Source organism: Paraburkholderia sp. Cpub6 (assembly GCF_014201065.1).
GTDB lineage: Bacteria > Pseudomonadota > Gammaproteobacteria > Burkholderiales > Burkholderiaceae > Paraburkholderia > Paraburkholderia tuberum.
Map to the genome: position 1 here is coordinate 405,248 of NZ_JACHDM010000003.1, position 18,469 is coordinate 423,716.

The following is an 18,469-nucleotide window of genomic DNA, read 5'->3' on the forward strand; positions in this document are numbered from 1 at the left end:
CAGAAAGGGGAGCATGTACGGACTACGCTTGATCAAAGCGAAATCGGAATACGATCGTCCAGACCCGGCCAAGGCTGGCGATCTTTTCTTATTCGTTGAATTGCAGTGTAGATCGCTTGACCTGAGTCGAACGAACATTTTCCGTTCCGGCGCTACGCCACTCGGTGAGTCGAAGCGACGAGGCACCTGCCGCACGAGCGCGCCTTGCCCATTCGCAAGCGTCCGGCGCTAACTGTCGCCTCACCACCGCAGTCGCACCGGCAAACCCACAATCCATCGCCAGCGTACCGCTCGGTCGTCAGCTGGCCGAAAACCTCGCCGCTCTTCAGCGCAGGTGAGCCCGGTCGCGACCGCCACACGCGACGCTGCTCACGGCAGCCGCAATCACGCACTGCGCCGCTCTCTACCGTCTTCAGGGCGGAAGTCACATGGCCGCCGCATCGGCATCGCCAGAGCCACACGTCCGCGCCGCAATATTGAAGCGCGACGAGATCGCCAAAGGCGCGACCAGCGACATCGCGACTTGGCGGAAAGGGCCATCGAGGCTGCAAGGGGCGGCGGGTACGTTTGTTCACAGCAAGCAAAATGGGGTGCGGCGTCGTGTTCTCAAGCATACCTGCGCCTTTGATTCGGAGCGGGTCGACGCTTCGATCAGCTTATAGCCGTTGTGTGGTATTGCTCACACTTTGTTGCAATTTGCTGCAGGCGGCTAGAGTGCCCGCCCGGCAAGGCTTAGCGGTTCACGGCGAAACGTGGATACGGTTCCGCTTCCCACAGCAGGGTGAAGATTTCAAACGCTGAACCGTTAAAGGACTCAACCAGTGGGGAACACACACCATGAAGATTGAATCCAGCGATTATCCGCTCGCGGCTTCGCAGAACGGTCCGCAACGCGCAACGATCAACAGCGACGCGAAGGGTGCCGTCGAGTCCGCGCATCAAGTCAGCGCTGCCGCCGCGCAGAATTCGACGGTTAATCTCTCGTCAATGTCCGCGATGCACACGTCCAGCGATTCGGATAGCGACACGGCGAAGGTCGAGTCGATCAAGGCCGCCCTGCGTGACGGCAGCTACAAGGTCGATTCCGGAAAGATCGCCGACGGCATGCTAAGCACCGCGCGCGACCTGCTGCAAACGACTACTGGCTGACCGGCGGCTGAACGTAGCAGGGAGAATTTTCGCTGCGGGCTTGTTCGAAAATTCTTCCCGAGACCCACCACCCGACTGCGGGAACGACGCCATTGCGCCGGTCTGCGTCGTTGCAAAGCAGTCCATGAAGACTCGCACGGCGTGAATGGCCGGCCGGGGGCCGGCCCGCCATGCTTACTGGACGACCTTTTTCGCTTCGTCGCGCCAGTAGTGTTGCTGGTTCCACCCAAGAAGGCGCTTGAGCTTCTCGTTGCTGAGCAGGGTCTCGAACTCGCCGAGTTGCTTTTTGAGCGGCACGCCGGGGTAGTAGCGTCGGAGCAGTTCCGCGGTAGGTACGTCGGACGACACGTCGTCGGCCGCGACGTTCATCACCTGAAAGCCGAGGCCGTCCTTTTCGATGGCAAGCCGGCACGCGCTCGCGAGATCGCGCCCGTCGATATAGCTCCACGCAATCCTCTTGCGCAGTGCTGGATCCTTGAGCCACGCCGGAAACTTCGCGTAGTCGTTGGGTTCGAGCACGTTGCCAATACGAAAGCAGTAAATGTCAGAGCCGGTGCGCGCGTGGAACGCCTTCGCTGTCACTTCGTTGATAACCTTCGACGTCGCGTAGCTGTCCATCGGGTTCACCGGGTATTCCTCGTCGAGCGGGAAGTACTCTGGACTGCGATCCCGGTGCGCGAACACCATACCGTATGTGGTTTCGCTCGATGCCACGATCACCTTGCGGATGCCAAGCTTCGACGCTGCGTCGAGGATGTTGTACGTGCCCATCACGTTGATCCGGTAGACCTCGTTGTCGGGCGTGATCATGATGCGAGGGATCGCCGCAAAATGCACAATCGCGTCGATCGGCTTTGGTTCGAGGTCGTCGGCGAATTCTCCCGGCGCGGTGCTCGATGCCAGCGCATTGAATACCTGGCCCGCATCGGTGATGTCCGTAATCAACGTGCGCGCCGTGCGCGCCGCCATCGGCACGCGATCAAGATTCATCACCTCGTAGCCGTGCTCGACCAGGTTCTGGACCACCCATTTTCCGGCCAGGCCGCTGCCGCCGGTCACGATCACTCGCTTCGTCATGTGCTCCTCTTCTCCTGTTTTCCTACATGTTTTAGCGCTTTTCCGCGCGTGTCGCGCGGCCTCATTCCATCATAGGATCGTTGCGCTCCGTGTCCTTGATTCGGCAGTAACAGTTCTGATGTTGAGTCGTGCGGCTCCAACTGGCCGGCCTCCGCCCGATGCGGCCGGCTGGAGACGACGTTCAGGCGTTGATCCAGGCTCGCGCCTGTTCCAGCTCGTTGACGTGGAACGCCTTGATTTCAGCCTTCGTGAAGAACCGGGCCAAATGCATCGAGGCGCGAATCCATCCCGCGTCGGCCACCACGGCGGCGCGCGTGACCTTGCGGGCGACGGAGACGCCGAGCGTCAGGTCGGTCCATAGCGCCTTCGGCTCGATGCCGCTGAAATGCTCGATGCGTTCGAGCACGCGGGTCTTACCGTTCAGTTCAAGATCACCACGCATGCGCTCGATGGCTTCGCGCAGTTCGTGGTCGGTGATTTTGCCTTCGACGGATATTTCGATGACCGACGAATCGGGGACGGTGTGATACAGGATCATGGCAGGACCTCTAGCCAGAGAGACGTTACACGCTCAGGCACGGATGAGCCTGGCGTTCGACGGCGTACTCATGGTACCTCTTTCCACTCGCTCGGTTAGGTTACGAGCCGATCTTCCCCTGAGAGGCAGTCGAGGCCATCGGTGCCACCGGCCGGCCGCGGTACGGCGTGATGGGCGCGTGGCTCACGACTGCGGCACGATCACGAACAGTTGGTAGGGGCGCGCAGGCAACTCCCGTCCCCATGTGGTCTTGCTCACCTCAAGCGCAATCGGCGCCGCATGGCTTAGCGACGATGCCGTCGCGATGCAGCCCGAGTCGTCGCCACGGCACACAATCAGCGAGCCCTGGCGCGCGAAATCGGCGGATGTGAGCCAGGGCGTTGCCGCCGGCCAGTCGAGATCCCAGAAGCGGGCGCGGCCGCCGTCATAGAACACCATCGAAGCGGCCTCATGCGTCGAGCCCGCCACGATCGACAGCGGCTGGCTGGTGCGTTCGTGCCACACCGCCTGCGCGGCTGCCGCGAGTTCCGCGCGCGGCTCGGCCGCGTCGTCGGAATTGCGCCGCGCCCCTGTGTAGCCGACCACTGCCGATACCGCGAGCACCAGCGCCCAGTACACCGCCATGACGCGTATGGCACGCTGCGGCGCGAACTCGAAGCGGGCTTGCACGAGCACGGCAAGCCAGAGCGGCACCATTGCGAACCACTGCGCCATGCCCCAGACCGAGGCCATCTGCGTCTTGCCGATCACGGACAGCAGGCCCACCGCGAACAGTGGCCCCAGCGCGAGCCACCAGAGATCCGGGTACGACGCGCTCCGAACAACGCTCAGCGCCATGAGCCGCGCAGCCCCGCGCGTGCGCACCATCAACAGCACGAAAACGAAACTGAGCGCGAGATAGCCGATCTGCGCGAGCGTGTAGATGCCAAAGCGCCCGACCGCGGCGAGAAGCGTGCCGCCGGTGCGTTGCGCGGCATACTCGAGCGTCGGGAAATGATTAACCATCATCCAGTGTACGTGCGGGGCCAGCACGGCGGCTCCCGCCGCCACCGCGAGCAGCGAATCGACGCTGACGAGGCGCGCACGCCATGCGGGACGCGCGAGCAATGCCAGCAACAGCCCGAGCAGCAGCACGATCGTGAAGTACTTGCCCAGCACGGCAAGTGCCGCGCACGCCCCGAGACCGAGCGCCGCGCCGCTGCGCGCGAGGCGGCTGCCCGGCTGCACGTAGCGGACGAAAAAGTAGGCGGTCCACGGCCAGACCGACAGCAGGATCGAGTTCGGATTGAATTTGATGGCGAGATTCGAGTAAAGCGGCGAGACCGCCATCGCAAGCCCGGCGATGATCGCGATCGGGCGCGGCACGAAGCGCCCGGCGAGCGCGACGATCCCGGCCAGGCCGACCAGCACGTTCACCGCCGACAGCGCGAAATACGCGAGATCGGTGTGCGGGAACACGCTGAACCAGGCCGCTGCGACCCACGACGAAAGCGGCGGGTGCTTCGCGTAACCGGCCTGCCACTCGATGCCCCAGACATAGGTCTCGACCATGTCGCCCTGGATGTCGAGATTGCCGCGCGCGAGCCAGGCGGCCAGCGTCCAGACCAGCGCGTGGAAGGGGAGCAGCCAGCCGAGTGATGCGATGCGCGCGGCGGCAGGTTTGTCGGAGGCTGAGGCGAGCGACGTGGGATTCGAAAGCTGGGTCGACATTGAACCTTTGGGTCTGTATGCCGCCGTACCGGGCAGCGTTTTTGGCCCGGCATTGTAATATGAGCTTACGTAGGGAGAGTGCGATCCTGACAGACTGCCCGGCAACCCATGGCGCCCGATCAAATTAAAAAGGCCTTGATGAAGGACGTTCGCGGCGAAAATTGACCCGTGTGGCCAAGCCGAAGATTCGATTCTCTTGACGCGGCGCTCAACTCGGCCGCAATTGCAGATGCGCTTGAGGAAGCTCTGAGCTGGGCGTGGATCGTAGCAACCCCGACACGAGCCGGGCAACCGTCGCCAGCGTTCCAGTGGATCTGATGGCGAAAAACTGCGCGTGACAGGCCGCTATCGCGCTCGGCTAAGATGCGAAAGTCGAGACCTGGTGTGACGGCGCGACCGACGCGTGATAACGCGTCTCGAAGTCGGAATTCTTTGAGCGCGACGTGTACCGACGGGTCATGCGCGGCGGATTCGACCGGTCGATGCAATAGTTTGCTGGCATCGTTCGGCTGGGGCCCGATGTTTTGGCTGCAAAACGCGTCGCCATCAGTCGCAAAGCAGCCCCACCATCGGAATCGCCGGGGTTCGTCCCGCGATCAGGTCGGCCGTGATTCGAGCCGATCCGTGCGACATGGTCCAGCCGATATGACCGTGACCGGTATTCAGATAAAGATTGCGATACTTCCTGCGCCCAAGAAACGGCAGATTCGTCGGCGTCATCGGCCTGAGACCGGCCCACATTTCGGCGCGATCGTAGTTGGCGCCGGCCGGGTAGAGTTCTTGTGTCACGCTTTTCATAAACGCAAAATCAGAAGGCTTATGGCTCGTGTCGTAGCCGGCAAACTCCGCCGTTGCGGTGACCCGGATCCGGTCGCCGAAGCGCGAGATTGCGACCAGGTTGTGCTCGTCGACCACTGCAACGGTGGGTGGCAAGGGCCGGCCATCGATCGGAATCGTGAGGGAGTATCCCTTGATCGGATAGATCGGAAGATCGATGCCGATCTGTCGGCCAAGAACCGGACTATAGGGGCCAAGGGCGAGCACATACGCGTCGGCTTTTACAAGGCCTCGACTCGTTCTTATGCCCACCACGTCCTGCCCAGCGGTTTCGAAGCCGTCGATGGTGGTGTCCGTCAGAAGCGTACCGCCACGCGCGATAATCTTTTCCGCAAGGGCGCGGGTGAACTTCGCAGGGTCTCCGGTCTCATCGGTCGGGCAGTAAATGGCACCCGCTATCCTGTCTTTTGCCGAAGCCAGCGACGGGTCGAGTGCGACGACCTGATCGCGGCTGAGAACCCTGATGACTTGCCCATCGGATTCCAGCAGCTTCATATGCTCGACTCCGCGATCCTGCGCTTCCTGAGTCCGATGAAAATACAGAATTCCGCGGTCATTTCGATCGTATTCAATGGCGTCCTCAGCGATCACATTCTGTAGCACGCGTTGCGAGTACGCGGCAAGCCGATGCTTGAGCAGGGTATTGCGGCGTGCCTTCTCTGAGGTGCATTCCATCAGGAAACGCCACGACCAGCTGTAAAGCCTGGGATCTGCCGAGAACTTGAAGCGCAACGCCTGATCTTTCAGCACCAGCGATTTGAGCAGAATCATCGGCGCTTTGGGCGAGGACCAGACAAAGGAATGCCCGGGCGCGATCATGCCCGCGTTGCCCCAACTGGTTTCCGATGCGACTAAAGGCTGCCGCTCGACGATCACGACCTCATGGCCATCCTTCTGCAACTGGTACGCGGTTGTCACACCGACTACCCCGCCACCGAGCACGACAACTTTCATGATGTCCTCAGATACAAGGGGGCCGGCGGGCATTCAAGGCGGCGCGGTCTCGCTCCGGCTTTTGTGCTGCGCCACCCTCGATTCCTGCTGGACAGGAGGCAGCAGTCTCACTTCCATTGCGGCTGATTCAGCACCATTCCGTGCTGCCCTTTGTAGGCAGCCACAGCCGGCGGCGTCCACCCATCCAGCATCTGTGGCGCGAGTTGCCAGACCTCGACGCCAAGCGGCCGGCACACTTCCAGCGGATCGCGCGCGTCGGGTCCCCACATCGGCACTGACAGATCGCCGCCCGGACAGGTCGACAGCGCGCACAGCAAGTCGATCTCCGCGAAGAATTCGAGGTAATCGCCTTTCTTTGCCGGACACGCCTTCATGAAGTATTTGTCTTCGAGATTCAGGCCGGTGCACTGGAACACGTTGAGCACGTCGTGGACGTCGTACTCAGTCAATCCATACGGGGCGATGGCGCGCGTCAGGTTGGAGTGGCAGTGAAAATGAAAATCCTCGCCGGTCAGCATGCGGTTCACGTAGGGGTCGCAGCGCGTGCCGAGCAGATCGTGGACACGGCCGCCGTGCTCGTCGACGCCGTAGCCTGCGAGACTGTCGTCCGTGATGGTCACCATCGGACGCAGGAATGGCAGCGTCGACCACAGACGGTCGAACGTGCTCACGTGCGCCTGCTGCAACTGGCGCGTGCGCGATGCCCACATGCGCTCGCGCGGGTTGTGCCGGTTCCACATGTTCAGGTCGGCAACCTGCGGGCCTTCGATCGTGACAATGCGAAACACGTGGCCGGCCGGCACGGTCCACGCTTGCCCCGAGCGGATCGGCACGACGATCGATTCGACTAGCGTGCGGGTGTCGTGCTGTGAGGCGATGCGCTGATAGAACGTCTTGTCGACGTCGAGCGCTGAGCCTTTGGTGGACTGATAGGCAGCAGGATGATTCAGCATGATGCATGCTCCGTCGAACTCAGGCCGGCGCCGTGCCGCGACGAGGCGGCGTCGTCATCGCTCGGGCGACGCAGCACTGCAACGACCTTTTCCTTATCGATCTCTGACATGTTTTGCCTCCATGACGTCTGACCCGTTTCAGCCAAGGTCGATTGCCCGGTTGGCGGGTTACTCTGCCGAAATGGCACTGCCGCCCAGATAGGCAGAGCGGACCCGGCTATCCTGAGCCAGCTCGCGGGCGGACCCCGCGAGCGCAATGTGCCCGCTTTCCAGCACGTAAGCCCGATGAGCGATCCGCAGCGCCTGGCGGGCGTTCTGCTCGACGAGGAGAATCGAGGTGCCTTCGCGGCAGATGTCGGCGATCATGCCGAAGATCGCGCGGACCAGCTTCGGCGCGAGTCCCATCGACGGTTCGTCCAGCACCACGATACGCGGGTGCAGCATCAGGGCTCGGGCAATCGCCAGCATCTGCTGTTCGCCGCCGCTGAGCGTGCCAGCCAGCTGGCTGCGTCGCTCGCCGAGCCGGGGGAAAGTCGCATAGAGCTGATCCCTTCGCTGTTGCAATGCTGTACTGTCGCGCCGGATCAGATAGCCGCCGAGATGCAGATTTTCCTCCACCGTCAGCGCGCCGAAAATGCGCCGCCCCTCGGGCACATGACCGAGACCCAGCGCCACGATCTGGTGTGCGCGCAAGCCCGTCAGGCGCTGGCCAGCCATCGCAATGTCGCCCGCGCGCGGCCGGATCAATCCGGAAATCGCCCGCAGCGTGGTCGTTTTTCCCGCGCCGTTGCTGCCGAGCAACGCGACGATCTCGCCCTCCGCGACGTCCAGCGAGATGCCGTGCAGCACTTCGACAGTCCCATAGCTCACGCGCAGATCGCGGATTTCTAGGAGTCCCACAGCGATTTCTCCCCGGCAGTATCGTCGCTCGCCTCGTCCTTTCCGGCTGTGCCGAGATAGGCATCGATCACCCGCGGGTCCGCCTGGATCGCGGCGGGCTGGCCCTCGGCGATGATGACGCCGTGGTCCATCACGATGATCCGGTCCGACACGCCCATCACCAGCATCATGTCGTGCTCGATCAGCAGCACCGTCACGCCATGATCCCGGATGCGCCGGATCAGTTCCATCAGCGCGCGTTTCTCGGTCGGGTTCATGCCTGCAGCCGGCTCATCGAGCAGCAGCAGGCGAGGGCTGCTGGCGAGCGCACGGGCGATCTCCAGCCTGCGTTGGTCGCCGTAGGGCAGATCGGCGGCGCGCTCGCCCGCCCTGCCGGCAAGACCGACGAAGGCGAGCCAGCGCAGGCCTTCGGTGGAATGGTCCGCCGCCTCGGCGCGCGCGGACGGCAACGCCAGAAGCTCGGCTGCGAGCGGTGTCCGAAGCCGATGGTCCATGCCGGTCAGGACGTTTTCGAAGGCCGTCATGTGGCCGAACAGGCGGATGCCCTGGAAGGTGCGCGCCATGCCTTGATGGACGATGCGATGAGGCGCGCCGCCGGCAAGCCGTTCCCCGCACCAGACGATCTGGCCGCCAGTCGGGCGGATGACGCCGGTCAGGCAGTTGAACACGGTGGTCTTGCCGGCGCCGTTCGGACCGATCAGGCTCACGATCTCGCCGCTTCGCACCATGAAGCTGACACCGCCGACCGCCAGCACGCCACCGAAGCGGCGCTGCATGTCGCGCACCTCCAGCAGGACCTCATCGGTGACGGCGTGATCGGGCACGGCGACGCGATCGGCGTCAGCGCCCTTGCGCGCCGGCGCGACGCGGCGCAACGGCGCTGGCCACAACCCCTGTGGCCTTAACAGCATCAGGATCACGAGCCCGATCGCGAAAGCGAAGATGCGCCAGAGGTTGAGAAAACGCAGAATCTCCGGCAGGCCGGCGACGATGATGGCGCCGAGGAGCACACCGGGAATGCTGCCGCGGCCGCCGAGCACGACGACAATCAGGATCGTGACGGACTGCAGATAGGTGAAGCCGGTCGGATCGATGGTGCCGAAGCGGGCGGCGAACAGGCTGCCGCCCAGCCCGCCGATCAGCGCGCCCATCACATAGGCGAGCAGCTTGACGCGCAGCGTCGGCACGCCGACGGCCTCGGCAGCTGCCTCGTCCTCGCGGATGCTGGTCCAGGCGCGGCCCAGCCGCGACTGGCCGAGCCGGATGGCGAACCCGAGGACCACCACGAGGAACGCCATGCCCAGTTCGTAGAGCGCTAGCGGCGAACTGATCTCGAAACCGAACAGGCTCGGGCTCGCGATGCCGAAGATGCCGTTCGGGCCGCCCGTGATGTCGAGGTTGGTGGCGACGATACGCGTGATTTCGCCGAACCCCAGCGTGACGATCGCCAGATAGTCGCTGCGCAGGCGCAGGGTGGGATAGCCGATGACGATGCCCGATACCCCGGCGAACGCCAGACTGAACGGCAGCGTCTCCCAGAACGAGAAGTGCAGCAGGGTTTCCAGCAACGCCGTCGTGTACGCGCCGATCGCGAAGAAGGCCGCGTAGCCCAGATCGAGCAATCCGGCATAACCGACTACGATGTTCAGCCCAAGACCCAGGATCGAATAGGTGATGATGGTCAGGCCGACATCGACGACATAGTTGCTGACGACAGCGGGCAGCGCCACGGCGGCGGCCAGCAGCGCACCGCCGACAGGCCTGGCCCAACGCGCGGAAGCCTGACTGGCGCTCATGGACTACATTCTCTCGACAACGCGTTCGCCGAACAGCCCGGTCGGCTTGATCACGAGCACGGCGATCAGCACGCCGAAGACGAACACGTCGGTCCATTGCGAAGAGACATAGCCCGCGCCGAAGGCTTCGAGCAGGCCAATCAGGATACCGCCCGCCATCGCGCCCGGGATGTTGCCGATGCCGCCGAGCACGGCGGCGGTGAACGCGCGCAGGCCTAGCACGAAGCCCATGAAGAAATTGATCTGCGTGTAGTAAAGCCCTTCCATGACGCCCGCCACGGCGGCCAGCACCGACCCGAGCAGAAAGGTGAGCTGGATCAGGCGTTCGACGTCGATGCCCATCAGACGCGCGGCGTCCTGATCGATTGCCAGCGCGCGCATCGCGGTGCCGAGGAAAGTGTGGTGAACGAAGAAATACAGTGCCAGCATCAGGGCCAGGCTCGTCACGATGATGCCGATCTGCGCGAAGGTGATCTGCACGCCGTGGAGTTCGAAGCCGGCCTGGCTCAGCACGTGCGGATAGGTGCGAAAGCCCGCGCCGTAGATCAGCAGCACCCCATTTTGCAGCGCCAGCGAGACGCCCAGCGCCGTAATCAGAATCGACAGCCGCGGCGCGCGCAGCAACGGCTGATACGCGAGCCGCTCGATCAGCAGGCCGAGCGCGCCTGTGACCGTCATGGCGGCCACAAGGGCGATCAGCAGTGCCAGGGCGAGCGGCAGATGCGCGGACGCAAGAACCATCAGACCGGTCCAGCCGATGAACGCGCCGACCATGAACAGGTCGCCATGAGCGAAGTTGATCAGCCGGATGATTCCGTAGACCATCGTGTAGCCGAGGGCGACGAGCGCGTAGAACGAGCCGGTCGTCAGCCCTTCGATGACGAACTGGAAGAAGTCGCTCATGACGGCGCGGGGCGCGCAATAGCGCCTACTTCATCGCCACCCAATGTCCGCTCGCATCCTGCCGCTGGTAGGGCTCGAAGTTGTCGTTGTGCACGATGATGGTGATGTACACGGCTTTGCTGCGGTCCCCCTTCGGATTGAAGGCAATCGTTCCGGTCGCGCCCGGGTAGTTCGAGATCTTGTGCAGAGCAGCCGTGATCGCGGCAGGCTGTGCCGATTTCGCGTCCGCGATGGCTTTCGCCGTGACCCCGACAGCATCGTATTCATAGACCGAGTACGGTCCCGGCGCTTGCCCGTAAGCCTTCGTATAGTCATCGACGTAGGCGTGCGCACCGCTCAGGAACTGCGCGAGCGGTGCCGTCGTGATGATCATGCCGTCGGCGGCGGGACCGGCCGTTTTCATCAGGGTGGGATCATTGGTGGCGTCGCCGCCCATGAAGGTCATTTTCAGACCCAGTTGCCGCGCCTCCTTGACTAGCAGGCCGGCTTCGGAGAAATAGCCTGTGTAGTAGATCACGTCAGGCTTCAGTGAGGAGACCCGCGTGAGCGTCGGTGAATAGTCCATCTGTCCGGGCGTGATCGAATTGGCGTACACGACATCGACACCGTCCTTCTTCAGAGCTTGCACGGTGTTCTGGGCGAGGCCTTTGGAATAGGTCGTGTTGTCGTCGATCACCGCCACGCGCTTCGCGTGCAGAACGTCTTTCATGAAGCTTGCCGCGAATGGGCCCTGCTGGTCGTCACGGCCGATCGTGCGGAACACGTTGTCGTACCCCATCTCGGTCAGTTGCGGATTCGTCGACGCATCCAGCACGAAGGGAATCCCGGCGCGATGAAAGGTTGTCGATTCCGGCAGCGCCGCGCTGGAGCAATATCCGCCCGCTACCGCGACAACGCCCGCATCGACGAGTTTCTGTGCCGCCTGCACCGCGGTCTGCGCATCACAGGCGTCGTCCTCGGGCACCAGCTCGATCTGCTTGCCGAGCACGCCACCGGCCGCGTTGATTCTGGCGGCGGCGAGCTTCGCGCCATTGACAATATCCGTGCCGGCATTGGCACTGCTGCCCGACAGCGGAACGGGCACGCCGATCTTGATGGTGGCGCTCTGGCTTAGCGCCGAACCGGGAGCCATGCCGACAAGCAGGGCCACGGCGGCCGCCATGCCCGCAAAGGCCGTTTGCCGCGAGCCCCGCTTTGCACCGGACCAGCCAATCGTCAGAGCAAACATGTTAGAGACTCCTTATTGTGAGGGGGATCGGACGATCCGCCACACGGGTATACCGGTGACATCGGAAAGCGGACGGAAATGGGGCGATTGCGTGTGATTCATACCCACCAGGTCAACGGCGTGACTGCTGGTTTCACCGGAGCGCTGACACTAAAGCGCCTCTTTCATGATAGAAGCCGGTGTGCGTTGGGACGGTATAGGGTATTTGCGTATAAACCATTACACAAAGGCGCCGGCAATCCCCTACCTTTAAGAGGCAGTGACGACAGAGACTCGCGAGCGGCGAACGCGACATGACAGGACGACTCCGAAATGAGTGCGATTGCACCGCATGACGACGTGTACACGAAGCTCGATTTCACGCTGGACGACGGCATCTGCCGTCGTGCCGCGATTGGGCTCGTGGTGCTCGCCACCGATCATACGATCGAGCATGAGTGGCGGGGCTTGCTGACGCAGGACGGCGTGGCGTTCTACGAAAGCCGTGTGTATAACTCGGCGGACATCACGCCCGAACGGCTAGCGGAAATGGAGGACCGTATTGCACCGGCGGTCGCGCTGATCCGTCCGGCCGAGCGTATCGATGTGGTGGCGTTTGGCTGCACGTCCGCGTCGATGGTGATTGGGGAGGAAAAGGTGTTCGCGCGGATTCGCGAAGCGCGTGCGGACGCCGCGTGCACTACGCCGATCACCGCGGCGCTGGCGGCGCTTCGCGCACTAGGCGTCCAACGTACGGCCCTGCTTACTCCCTATGTGCGTTCGATCAACGAATACATGCGCGACTATATCGAGTCGCGTGGTCACGGCATTACGCGCATGGCGTCGTTCGAGCATGCGAACGATAACGAAGTGGCGCGGATCGATGCGGCGTCATTGCGAACTGGTGTTGAGCGACTTGCGCGCAATCGTGACGTGGACGCGATTTTCGTATCGTGCACGAGCTTGCGCATCGCCGGGTTGATTCCGGAGCTGGAGGCGGCGATCGGCAAGCCGGTGATATCGAGCAACTACGCGATGGCGTGGCACGCGTTGCGGCTCGCCGGCGTGGGAGATTGCGAGCCTCATCTTGGGCGGCTGTTCGCGCTGTGACGTTGTACCTTGAAACGCGACGCAGCGCGACGGGGTGACCATGCGGCGATCGACGCCGAGGCCATGTTCCAGACATCGACGCGCACCACAGACGCGGCAGGCGCGTCGGATGAACCGCCGCAGGAATCGCTCATCGAAGCGTCTGCGCGGCGGCAGGACTACGACGACTGTCCGTCATTTCCCAGCATGGTTCGACGACATGCCGGCGCGCCACAATGACACGCGTACTGGGCACGAATGTCGTCGGTGACCGCGCCGTCCACCGACAGACCGTAATTGATGAAAAGCTCCTCCCCGGGTGCGATCGTGGCGAGCGCATGAATGAACACCCGGTCGCCCGTCTCGATGGCCTCGCAGTTGGGGGCGCACGCATGGTTCAGAAAGCGGGCGCTGTTGCCGCCGCGGCTGCCGTCGATCACTCGTCCGCTGGACAGCCCAAACACGAACGTGTGACCCGCGTCGGCTCGCTGACGGGCGGCGGCGCGCCGCCAGCTGGTCACTTCCCCCTTGTACTCGATCACCCGTTCGCCCGGGGCGATCGGCTGCAGGGCAAACAGTCCCATGCCATGCACTGGTGAGCGTCGTGCGGTGATGCGTCGCAATCGCATTTTGTCGTTTCCTTCGCGACCCTCGGTCGTTGCATGTGGTTGAGCGGCGATGCGAAGCATATCGCCACACAGTCAGGCGCTCAATATTTTTCTTTTTAAAAGCGCAACTAACAGCCAAGGACGGACCGCGCCAACGGTTCCGGCTTTGCCGCAACGAGGCTGGCAACGGTCGACGGATACAGGGAGGTCATCGAGTCGCGTGTCCATGGCATCACGCTGGCACAACAGTCGGCTCAGCCAAACGAGCGGCTGGCCGCCGCTGCGCGCTTGCGCAACCAGTTCATGCAGGCGAACAGGGCGATGGCGAACGCCATCAGCAGTGTGGCCACGGCAAGGATCGATGGGTCGATCTGGTCACGGATGCCACTCCACATCTGCCGCGGCACGGTGCGCTGCTCGGGGCCGCCAATGAACAGAATGACGATCACTTCGTCGAACGACGTCGCGAATGCGAACACACTGCCCGTTGCGACGGCGGGCGTGATCAGCGGGAGCGTGACGCGACGAAACGCGACCCACGGCTGCGCGCCCAGCCCCGACGCAGCGCGAAGCAGGCTTTGATCGAACGACAGCAGCGAAGCCGTCACGGTGATCACCACGAAGGGCGTACCGAGCGCGGCATGCGCAAGCACGACGCCGAGATACGAATTGACCAGGCCGAGCGGCGAAAAGACCAGATAAAACCCTGCCGCGACGACAACGATAGGCACGATCATCGGCGACACGATGATCGGCATGATGATCGAGCGGTAAGGAAACTGCGTGCGGCTCAAGCCGAGCGCGGCGAGCGTGCCGAGCACCGTCGCGATCAGCGTCGACGCAGCGCCGATGCCGATGCTGTTCGCCAACGCGCGTTGCCAGTCCGGCGAACTCAGCGCCTGCGCGTACCAGCGCAGCGAGAAGCCCTGCATCGGGTACGAGAAGAATGAGCCGGAGTTGAACGACAGCGGCACGATCGCGAGGATCGGCGCGACGAGGAAAAAGAAAATGAGCGCGCAATGCACGCGTAGTCCCGCGCCCGCGATGCGTTCCGAGAGTAGCCGGGTTCGTCCGTCTTTCATCTGAGTCTGCCTGTTGATCAACCATACGAAGGAGCGACAACCCATTAGCGTCGGTTGCGCGGCGCGTTAGCCGAAGCGCAAGCGGTCGATACCGACCAGCCGGTTGAAGATGAAATAGAACACCGCCGTGAATGCGATCAGATAGCACGACAACGCACCCGCGAGTCCCCAGTTGAGCTGATCGTTGGTCTGCGACGCGATCAGCTGGCTGATCATTTCGTCGCCGGCACCGCCTAGCAGGGCGGGGGTGATGTAATAACCGAGCGCGAGCACGAACACGAGAAAACATCCCGCGCCGACACCCGGCAGCGTTTGCGGAACATACACTCGCACGAAGGCCACAGCCGGATGCGCGCCGAGGGATTTCGCCGCGCGCATGTACACGGGCGGGACACCTTTCATCACCGAAAAGATCGCGAGGATCATGTATGGCAGCAGGATGTGCGTCATGCCGATCAACACACCCGTGCGATTGAAAATCAGCGGCAACGGATGATTGATGAGCCCAAAGTGGAGCAACGCGCCGTTGATCACACCACCTGGTTGCAGCAGCACATACCACGCGGTGGTCCGCACCAGCAGCGATGTCCAGAACGGTACGATCACGAAGAGGATCAGCCGGTTGCTCTGGTTCTCCGGCAATGTCGCGAGCAGATACGCCACGGGATAACCCAGCACCAGGCACAGCACCGTGACCGTCGCACTGATCGTGACCGTGCGTCCGAAGGCCGCGCGGAAGATGGCGCTGTCCGCCGCGACGGACGTCACCGAGCCATCGGGCGCGACTTGCGCGTCGACGGCGTTCAGCAAATAGTCGGGCGTGGGCGAGATCGACGCACGCTTGAGGAGCCGCCAGGTTTCCGGTGTATTCCAGCGTTCATCCAGATCGATCAGGGCGGGCTTCCATTGCGCGGGCGTTTGCGAACGTGTGGCACGCGCCGTCTTGAACAGCAGGCTGCGGAACTCTGGTTGAGAGAAGTTCATGCGTCGCGCGATATTGCCGAGCTGGCCGGATTCGCTGGCGTCCTTCAGGTCGTGCGCGAGTGCGGCAAAGGCCGGTTCGCCGGGTACGCCCGCACCGTCCCATCCGGCCAGCGCCGTGCTCAATTGCGGCATGCCGGCGCGCACTTCAGGGTTTCGCACGCTGCGCGCGAGCAGGCTCGCGATCGGCGCGACGAACGTCACCAGCAGAAAGATGAGCAACGGCAAAGCCAGCAGCAACGCGCGCATCGCGGCCTTGCGGCGCGCGGCGCGAAACGACTCGCGGTTCGCGGCCTGCGGGCCGCGGCCAAAAGGGGCGGTGGATGGCAGCTGCGTGTTCATCGTGCTCGATCTCCCGGGTGACGTTCGTTCGATCTGGCGCTACTGCGCCAGCCAGTTCTGGAACCGCTTGTTGATCGCATCCGCGTTGTCGGCCCAGAACGTCGCGTTGATTTGCAGCGGGCGTTTGAAGTTCTCCGGCGCTGTCGGCAGATCGTTCAGACGCGCCTTGTCGATCAGTGGAATGGCGTCCTTGCGCGGCGGCGCGTACGCGATGTACTTCGACAGGTCCGCATAGGCCTGCGGTGTCGAGGATGCGACGATGAACTTCCGCGCCGCGTCGGCATGCTTCGCGCCGTTGACCACGGCCCACCATTCGTAGTCGTACACCTGTGCATCCCAGACGATCTTGAAGGGCTTCTTGTCCTTGTGCACGGCGTCGTCGATGCGGCCGTTGTACGCCTGCGTCATCACGACCGCGCCGTCGGCGAGCAGTTGCGGCGCCTGCGCACCCGCCTCCCACCAGACGATGCTCGGCTTGATGGTGTCGAGTTTCTTGAACGCGCGATCGACGCCAGCCGGCGTGGAGAGCGTCTTGTACACGTCCTTGGGTGCAACGCCATCGGCGATTAAGGCCCATTCCATCGCGACCTTCGGCGACTTGCGCATGCCGCGCTTGCCGGGGTACTTGCTGAGGTCGAAGAAATCGTTGATGGTGGTCGGCGCAGATTTCAGCTTGCTGGTGTCATACGCATAGACGGTGGACCATACCATCGCCGCGACGGCGCAATCACTGATCGAGCCCGGCAGGAAGTCACTGGTGTTGCCGAGCAACTTCTTGTCGAACTTGGCGATGAGGCCTTCGTCGCACGCGGTGATTGCGTCGTTGGTTTCGAGGTCGATCAGATCCCAGGTCGGGTTCTTCGACTGTTCCATCGCTTGCAGCTTGGCGAGGCCGCCATCGTAGGACTCGGTGGAGAACTGGTCGCCGGTTTTCGCAGTGAACGGTTCGAACCATGCCTTTTTCGCGGCAGCTTCATACGCACCGCCAAAGGTGACGACGGAAATCGTTTCGGCCGCGTGAACCGTGGCCGTGGCAAACACCCCGAGCGCGCACGCCGCGATGGTGGTCCGGAAGGACGAGAGTGTGGTTTTCATTTCTAGTTGGCTCCTGCGATAAGTGGCGAGGCGGACGAGGGAACGGAAACGGTGGAATAGTCGACGCCGCCGGACGCGGCGGTGGATTGCGGCGCGGCCGCCATTGCTGGCAGCACCTTGCAGTCGTCGCGTCGCCAGGTCACGGCGGTCTGACGGCCGAGCGCGGGCAGGTCATGGTGCTGTGTGTTCGGCAGCTTGACGACCATGCTTTCGCCATGGCCGAGCTTCAGATGCACGCGATGATGATCGCCGCAGTAAACGAGTTCCTCGACAAGCGCGTGCACGATGTTCATGTTCTGCCGCGTCGCTTCCTGCAAAGCGTCCGGCGTCGCGGCGATGTGCGCGCGCTCGGGACGTAGCGCCAGCACCGCCGTGTCGCCTGACGCGAGCCCGACGCCTGGGCGTCCGCACACGGTGCTGCCGTCGGCGAGTTGCATCGCAGCCCATTCCGTCCCGTAGGAATCGACGCGACCGGTCAGTCCATTGTTCTCGCCGACGAAATTGGCAACGAACGCATTCGCCGCGTTTTCGTAGAGTTCGGCCGGTGCGGCGGCCTGCTGGATGCGTCCATCGGAAAACACGGCGACGCGGTCCGACATCGTCAACGCTTCGTTCTGGTCGTGGGTGACGTAGACGATCGTCAGCGACAGTTCGCGATGCAGCCGCATGATTTCGTATTGCATGGTTTCACGCAGGCGCTTGTCGAGCGCGCCAAGCGGCTCGTCCATCAGCACCACGCTCGGCTCGAAAACCAGCGCGCGGGCAAGCGCAACGCGCTGCTGCTGGCCACCGGACAGTTGCGACGGACGCCGTGCCGCCAGATGCGATAACTCCACCATGTCCAGCACGCGCGTCACGCGCGTTTTCTGTTCGCTACGGCTTATCTTGCGCACCGACAGCGGAAACGCGACGTTCTCGGCAATCGTCATGTGCGGGAACAGCGCATAGTTCTGAAACACCATGCCGATATCGCGCCGATGCGGTGGCTTGTCGTCCAGGCGCTTGCCGGCGAGGCGGATTTCACCGCGCGTCGGCGCTTCGAATCCCGCGAGCATCATCAGTGTCGTGGTCTTGCCGGAACCGGACGGACCGAGCAGCGAAACGAATTCACCGTGCGCGACATCGAGATCGAGTCCCTCGACGACGCTATGCACGCCGTCGTATGACTTGCTGACGCCGTCGAACGAAATAAATGGTTGGCTTGACATGAGTAACTCGGCAGAGTGTTGGCGGTCCAGGTGGGGCGGC

Annotated in this window: 16 protein-coding genes; 2 read left to right on the forward strand and 14 right to left on the reverse strand. The window is 63.1% G+C overall.

Features of this window, described 5'->3' with window-relative positions:
- Window positions 1–837: 837 nt before the first annotated feature.
- Window positions 838–1,149: a flagellar biosynthesis anti-sigma factor FlgM gene (gene flgM / locus HDG33_RS08735; protein WP_184024089.1), complete on the forward strand. Its 312-nt coding sequence runs from the start codon at window positions 838–840 to the stop codon at window positions 1,147–1,149.
- Window positions 1,150–1,323: 174 nt separating this feature from the next.
- Here the strand turns inward: flgM and HDG33_RS08740 are convergent, their stop codons facing one another.
- From HDG33_RS08740 to HDG33_RS08780, 9 genes are all read right to left on the reverse strand, one after another.
- Window positions 1,324–2,226 (reverse strand): NAD(P)-dependent oxidoreductase, encoded by a 903-nt coding sequence (locus tag HDG33_RS08740; RefSeq protein ID WP_184024092.1) that lies wholly within the window; start codon window positions 2,224–2,226, stop codon window positions 1,324–1,326.
- A 181-nt stretch (window positions 2,227–2,407) separates the two neighbouring features.
- A complete protein-coding gene (locus HDG33_RS08745) occupies window positions 2,408–2,764 on the reverse strand; it encodes an STAS/SEC14 domain-containing protein (protein ID WP_184024102.1) in 357 nt (118 codons plus the stop codon).
- A gap of 183 nt (window positions 2,765–2,947) precedes the next feature.
- Window positions 2,948–4,474 (reverse strand): glycosyltransferase family 39 protein, encoded by a 1,527-nt coding sequence (locus tag HDG33_RS08750; RefSeq protein WP_184024105.1) that lies wholly within the window; start codon window positions 4,472–4,474, stop codon window positions 2,948–2,950.
- Between the two features lie 546 nt (window positions 4,475–5,020).
- The gene (locus HDG33_RS08755; protein WP_184024108.1) at window positions 5,021–6,265 is read right to left on the reverse strand and encodes a D-amino acid dehydrogenase; all 1,245 of its coding nucleotides are present in this window, start codon (window positions 6,263–6,265) and stop codon (window positions 5,021–5,023) included.
- A gap of 107 nt (window positions 6,266–6,372) precedes the next feature.
- Complete coding sequence (locus HDG33_RS08760) at window positions 6,373–7,218, reverse strand: DUF1989 domain-containing protein (protein WP_184024111.1); 846 nt, start codon at window positions 7,216–7,218, stop codon at window positions 6,373–6,375.
- A gap of 168 nt (window positions 7,219–7,386) precedes the next feature.
- The gene (locus tag HDG33_RS08765) at window positions 7,387–8,118 is read right to left on the reverse strand and encodes an ABC transporter ATP-binding protein (protein ID WP_184024113.1); all 732 of its coding nucleotides are present in this window, start codon (window positions 8,116–8,118) and stop codon (window positions 7,387–7,389) included.
- Window positions 8,106–9,914, reverse strand: coding sequence for an ABC transporter permease subunit (locus HDG33_RS08770; RefSeq protein WP_184024116.1), 1,809 nt, complete (start codon window positions 9,912–9,914; stop codon window positions 8,106–8,108). Before HDG33_RS08770 ends, HDG33_RS08765 begins: the two co-directional genes overlap by 13 nt.
- 3 nt (window positions 9,915–9,917) lie before the next feature.
- Complete coding sequence (locus tag HDG33_RS08775) at window positions 9,918–10,817, reverse strand: branched-chain amino acid ABC transporter permease (RefSeq protein WP_018422469.1); 900 nt, start codon at window positions 10,815–10,817, stop codon at window positions 9,918–9,920.
- A gap of 25 nt (window positions 10,818–10,842) precedes the next feature.
- Window positions 10,843–12,045, reverse strand: a complete 1,203-nt coding sequence (locus tag HDG33_RS08780; protein WP_184024119.1) for a branched-chain amino acid ABC transporter substrate-binding protein — start codon at window positions 12,043–12,045, stop codon at window positions 10,843–10,845.
- 312 nt (window positions 12,046–12,357) lie between these two features.
- On the opposite strand from HDG33_RS08780, the gene HDG33_RS08785 reads away from it, so the two are divergent.
- Window positions 12,358–13,134, forward strand: a complete 777-nt coding sequence (locus HDG33_RS08785; protein WP_184024122.1) for an aspartate/glutamate racemase family protein — start codon at window positions 12,358–12,360, stop codon at window positions 13,132–13,134.
- A 158-nt stretch (window positions 13,135–13,292) separates the two neighbouring features.
- Here HDG33_RS08785 and HDG33_RS08790 read toward each other — a convergent pair whose 3' ends face one another.
- The 5 genes from HDG33_RS08790 to HDG33_RS08810 form a co-directional block, all read right to left on the reverse strand.
- Complete coding sequence (locus HDG33_RS08790; protein WP_090811862.1) at window positions 13,293–13,742, reverse strand: SET domain-containing protein; 450 nt, start codon at window positions 13,740–13,742, stop codon at window positions 13,293–13,295.
- Between the two features lie 233 nt (window positions 13,743–13,975).
- On the reverse strand, window positions 13,976–14,803 hold the full coding sequence (locus HDG33_RS08795) for an ABC transporter permease (RefSeq protein WP_090810989.1): 828 nt from the start codon (window positions 14,801–14,803) through the stop codon (window positions 13,976–13,978).
- A 66-nt stretch (window positions 14,804–14,869) separates the two neighbouring features.
- A complete protein-coding gene (locus HDG33_RS08800) occupies window positions 14,870–16,126 on the reverse strand; it encodes an ABC transporter permease (protein ID WP_184024125.1) in 1,257 nt (418 codons plus the stop codon).
- Between the two features lie 39 nt (window positions 16,127–16,165).
- Complete coding sequence (locus HDG33_RS08805; protein WP_184024135.1) at window positions 16,166–17,221, reverse strand: ABC transporter substrate-binding protein; 1,056 nt, start codon at window positions 17,219–17,221, stop codon at window positions 16,166–16,168.
- Window positions 17,222–17,223: 2 nt separating this feature from the next.
- On the reverse strand, window positions 17,224–18,429 hold the full coding sequence (locus tag HDG33_RS08810) for an ABC transporter ATP-binding protein (RefSeq protein WP_184024138.1): 1,206 nt from the start codon (window positions 18,427–18,429) through the stop codon (window positions 17,224–17,226).
- Window positions 18,430–18,469 lie beyond the last annotated feature (40 nt).

Bases quoted from the DNA above. Each gene is read 5' to 3' on its own strand.
- HDG33_RS08755 (WP_184024108.1), bottom strand. From the start codon at position 6,265: ATGAAAGTTGTCGTGCTCGGTGGCGGGGTAGTCGGTGTGACAACCGCG.
- HDG33_RS08790 (WP_090811862.1), bottom strand. From the start codon at position 13,742: ATGCGATTGCGACGCATCACCGCACGACGCTCACCAGTGCATGGCATG.
- HDG33_RS08775 (WP_018422469.1), bottom strand. From the start codon at position 10,817: ATGAGCGACTTCTTCCAGTTCGTCATCGAAGGGCTGACGACCGGCTCG.
- HDG33_RS08745 (WP_184024102.1), bottom strand. From the start codon at position 2,764: ATGATCCTGTATCACACCGTCCCCGATTCGTCGGTCATCGAAATATCC.
- HDG33_RS08780 (WP_184024119.1), bottom strand. From the start codon at position 12,045: ATGTTTGCTCTGACGATTGGCTGGTCCGGTGCAAAGCGGGGCTCGCGG.
- HDG33_RS08770 (WP_184024116.1), bottom strand. From the start codon at position 9,914: ATGAGCGCCAGTCAGGCTTCCGCGCGTTGGGCCAGGCCTGTCGGCGGT.
- HDG33_RS08740 (WP_184024092.1), bottom strand. From the start codon at position 2,226: ATGACGAAGCGAGTGATCGTGACCGGCGGCAGCGGCCTGGCCGGAAAA.
- HDG33_RS08810 (WP_184024138.1), bottom strand. From the start codon at position 18,429: ATGTCAAGCCAACCATTTATTTCGTTCGACGGCGTCAGCAAGTCATAC.
- HDG33_RS08800 (WP_184024125.1), bottom strand. From the start codon at position 16,126: ATGAACACGCAGCTGCCATCCACCGCCCCTTTTGGCCGCGGCCCGCAG.
- HDG33_RS08795 (WP_090810989.1), bottom strand. From the start codon at position 14,803: ATGAAAGACGGACGAACCCGGCTACTCTCGGAACGCATCGCGGGCGCG.
- HDG33_RS08805 (WP_184024135.1), bottom strand. From the start codon at position 17,221: ATGAAAACCACACTCTCGTCCTTCCGGACCACCATCGCGGCGTGCGCG.
- HDG33_RS08785 (WP_184024122.1), top strand. From the start codon at position 12,358: ATGAGTGCGATTGCACCGCATGACGACGTGTACACGAAGCTCGATTTC.
- flgM (WP_184024089.1), top strand. From the start codon at position 838: ATGAAGATTGAATCCAGCGATTATCCGCTCGCGGCTTCGCAGAACGGT.
- HDG33_RS08760 (WP_184024111.1), bottom strand. From the start codon at position 7,218: ATGCTGAATCATCCTGCTGCCTATCAGTCCACCAAAGGCTCAGCGCTC.
- HDG33_RS08750 (WP_184024105.1), bottom strand. From the start codon at position 4,474: ATGTCGACCCAGCTTTCGAATCCCACGTCGCTCGCCTCAGCCTCCGAC.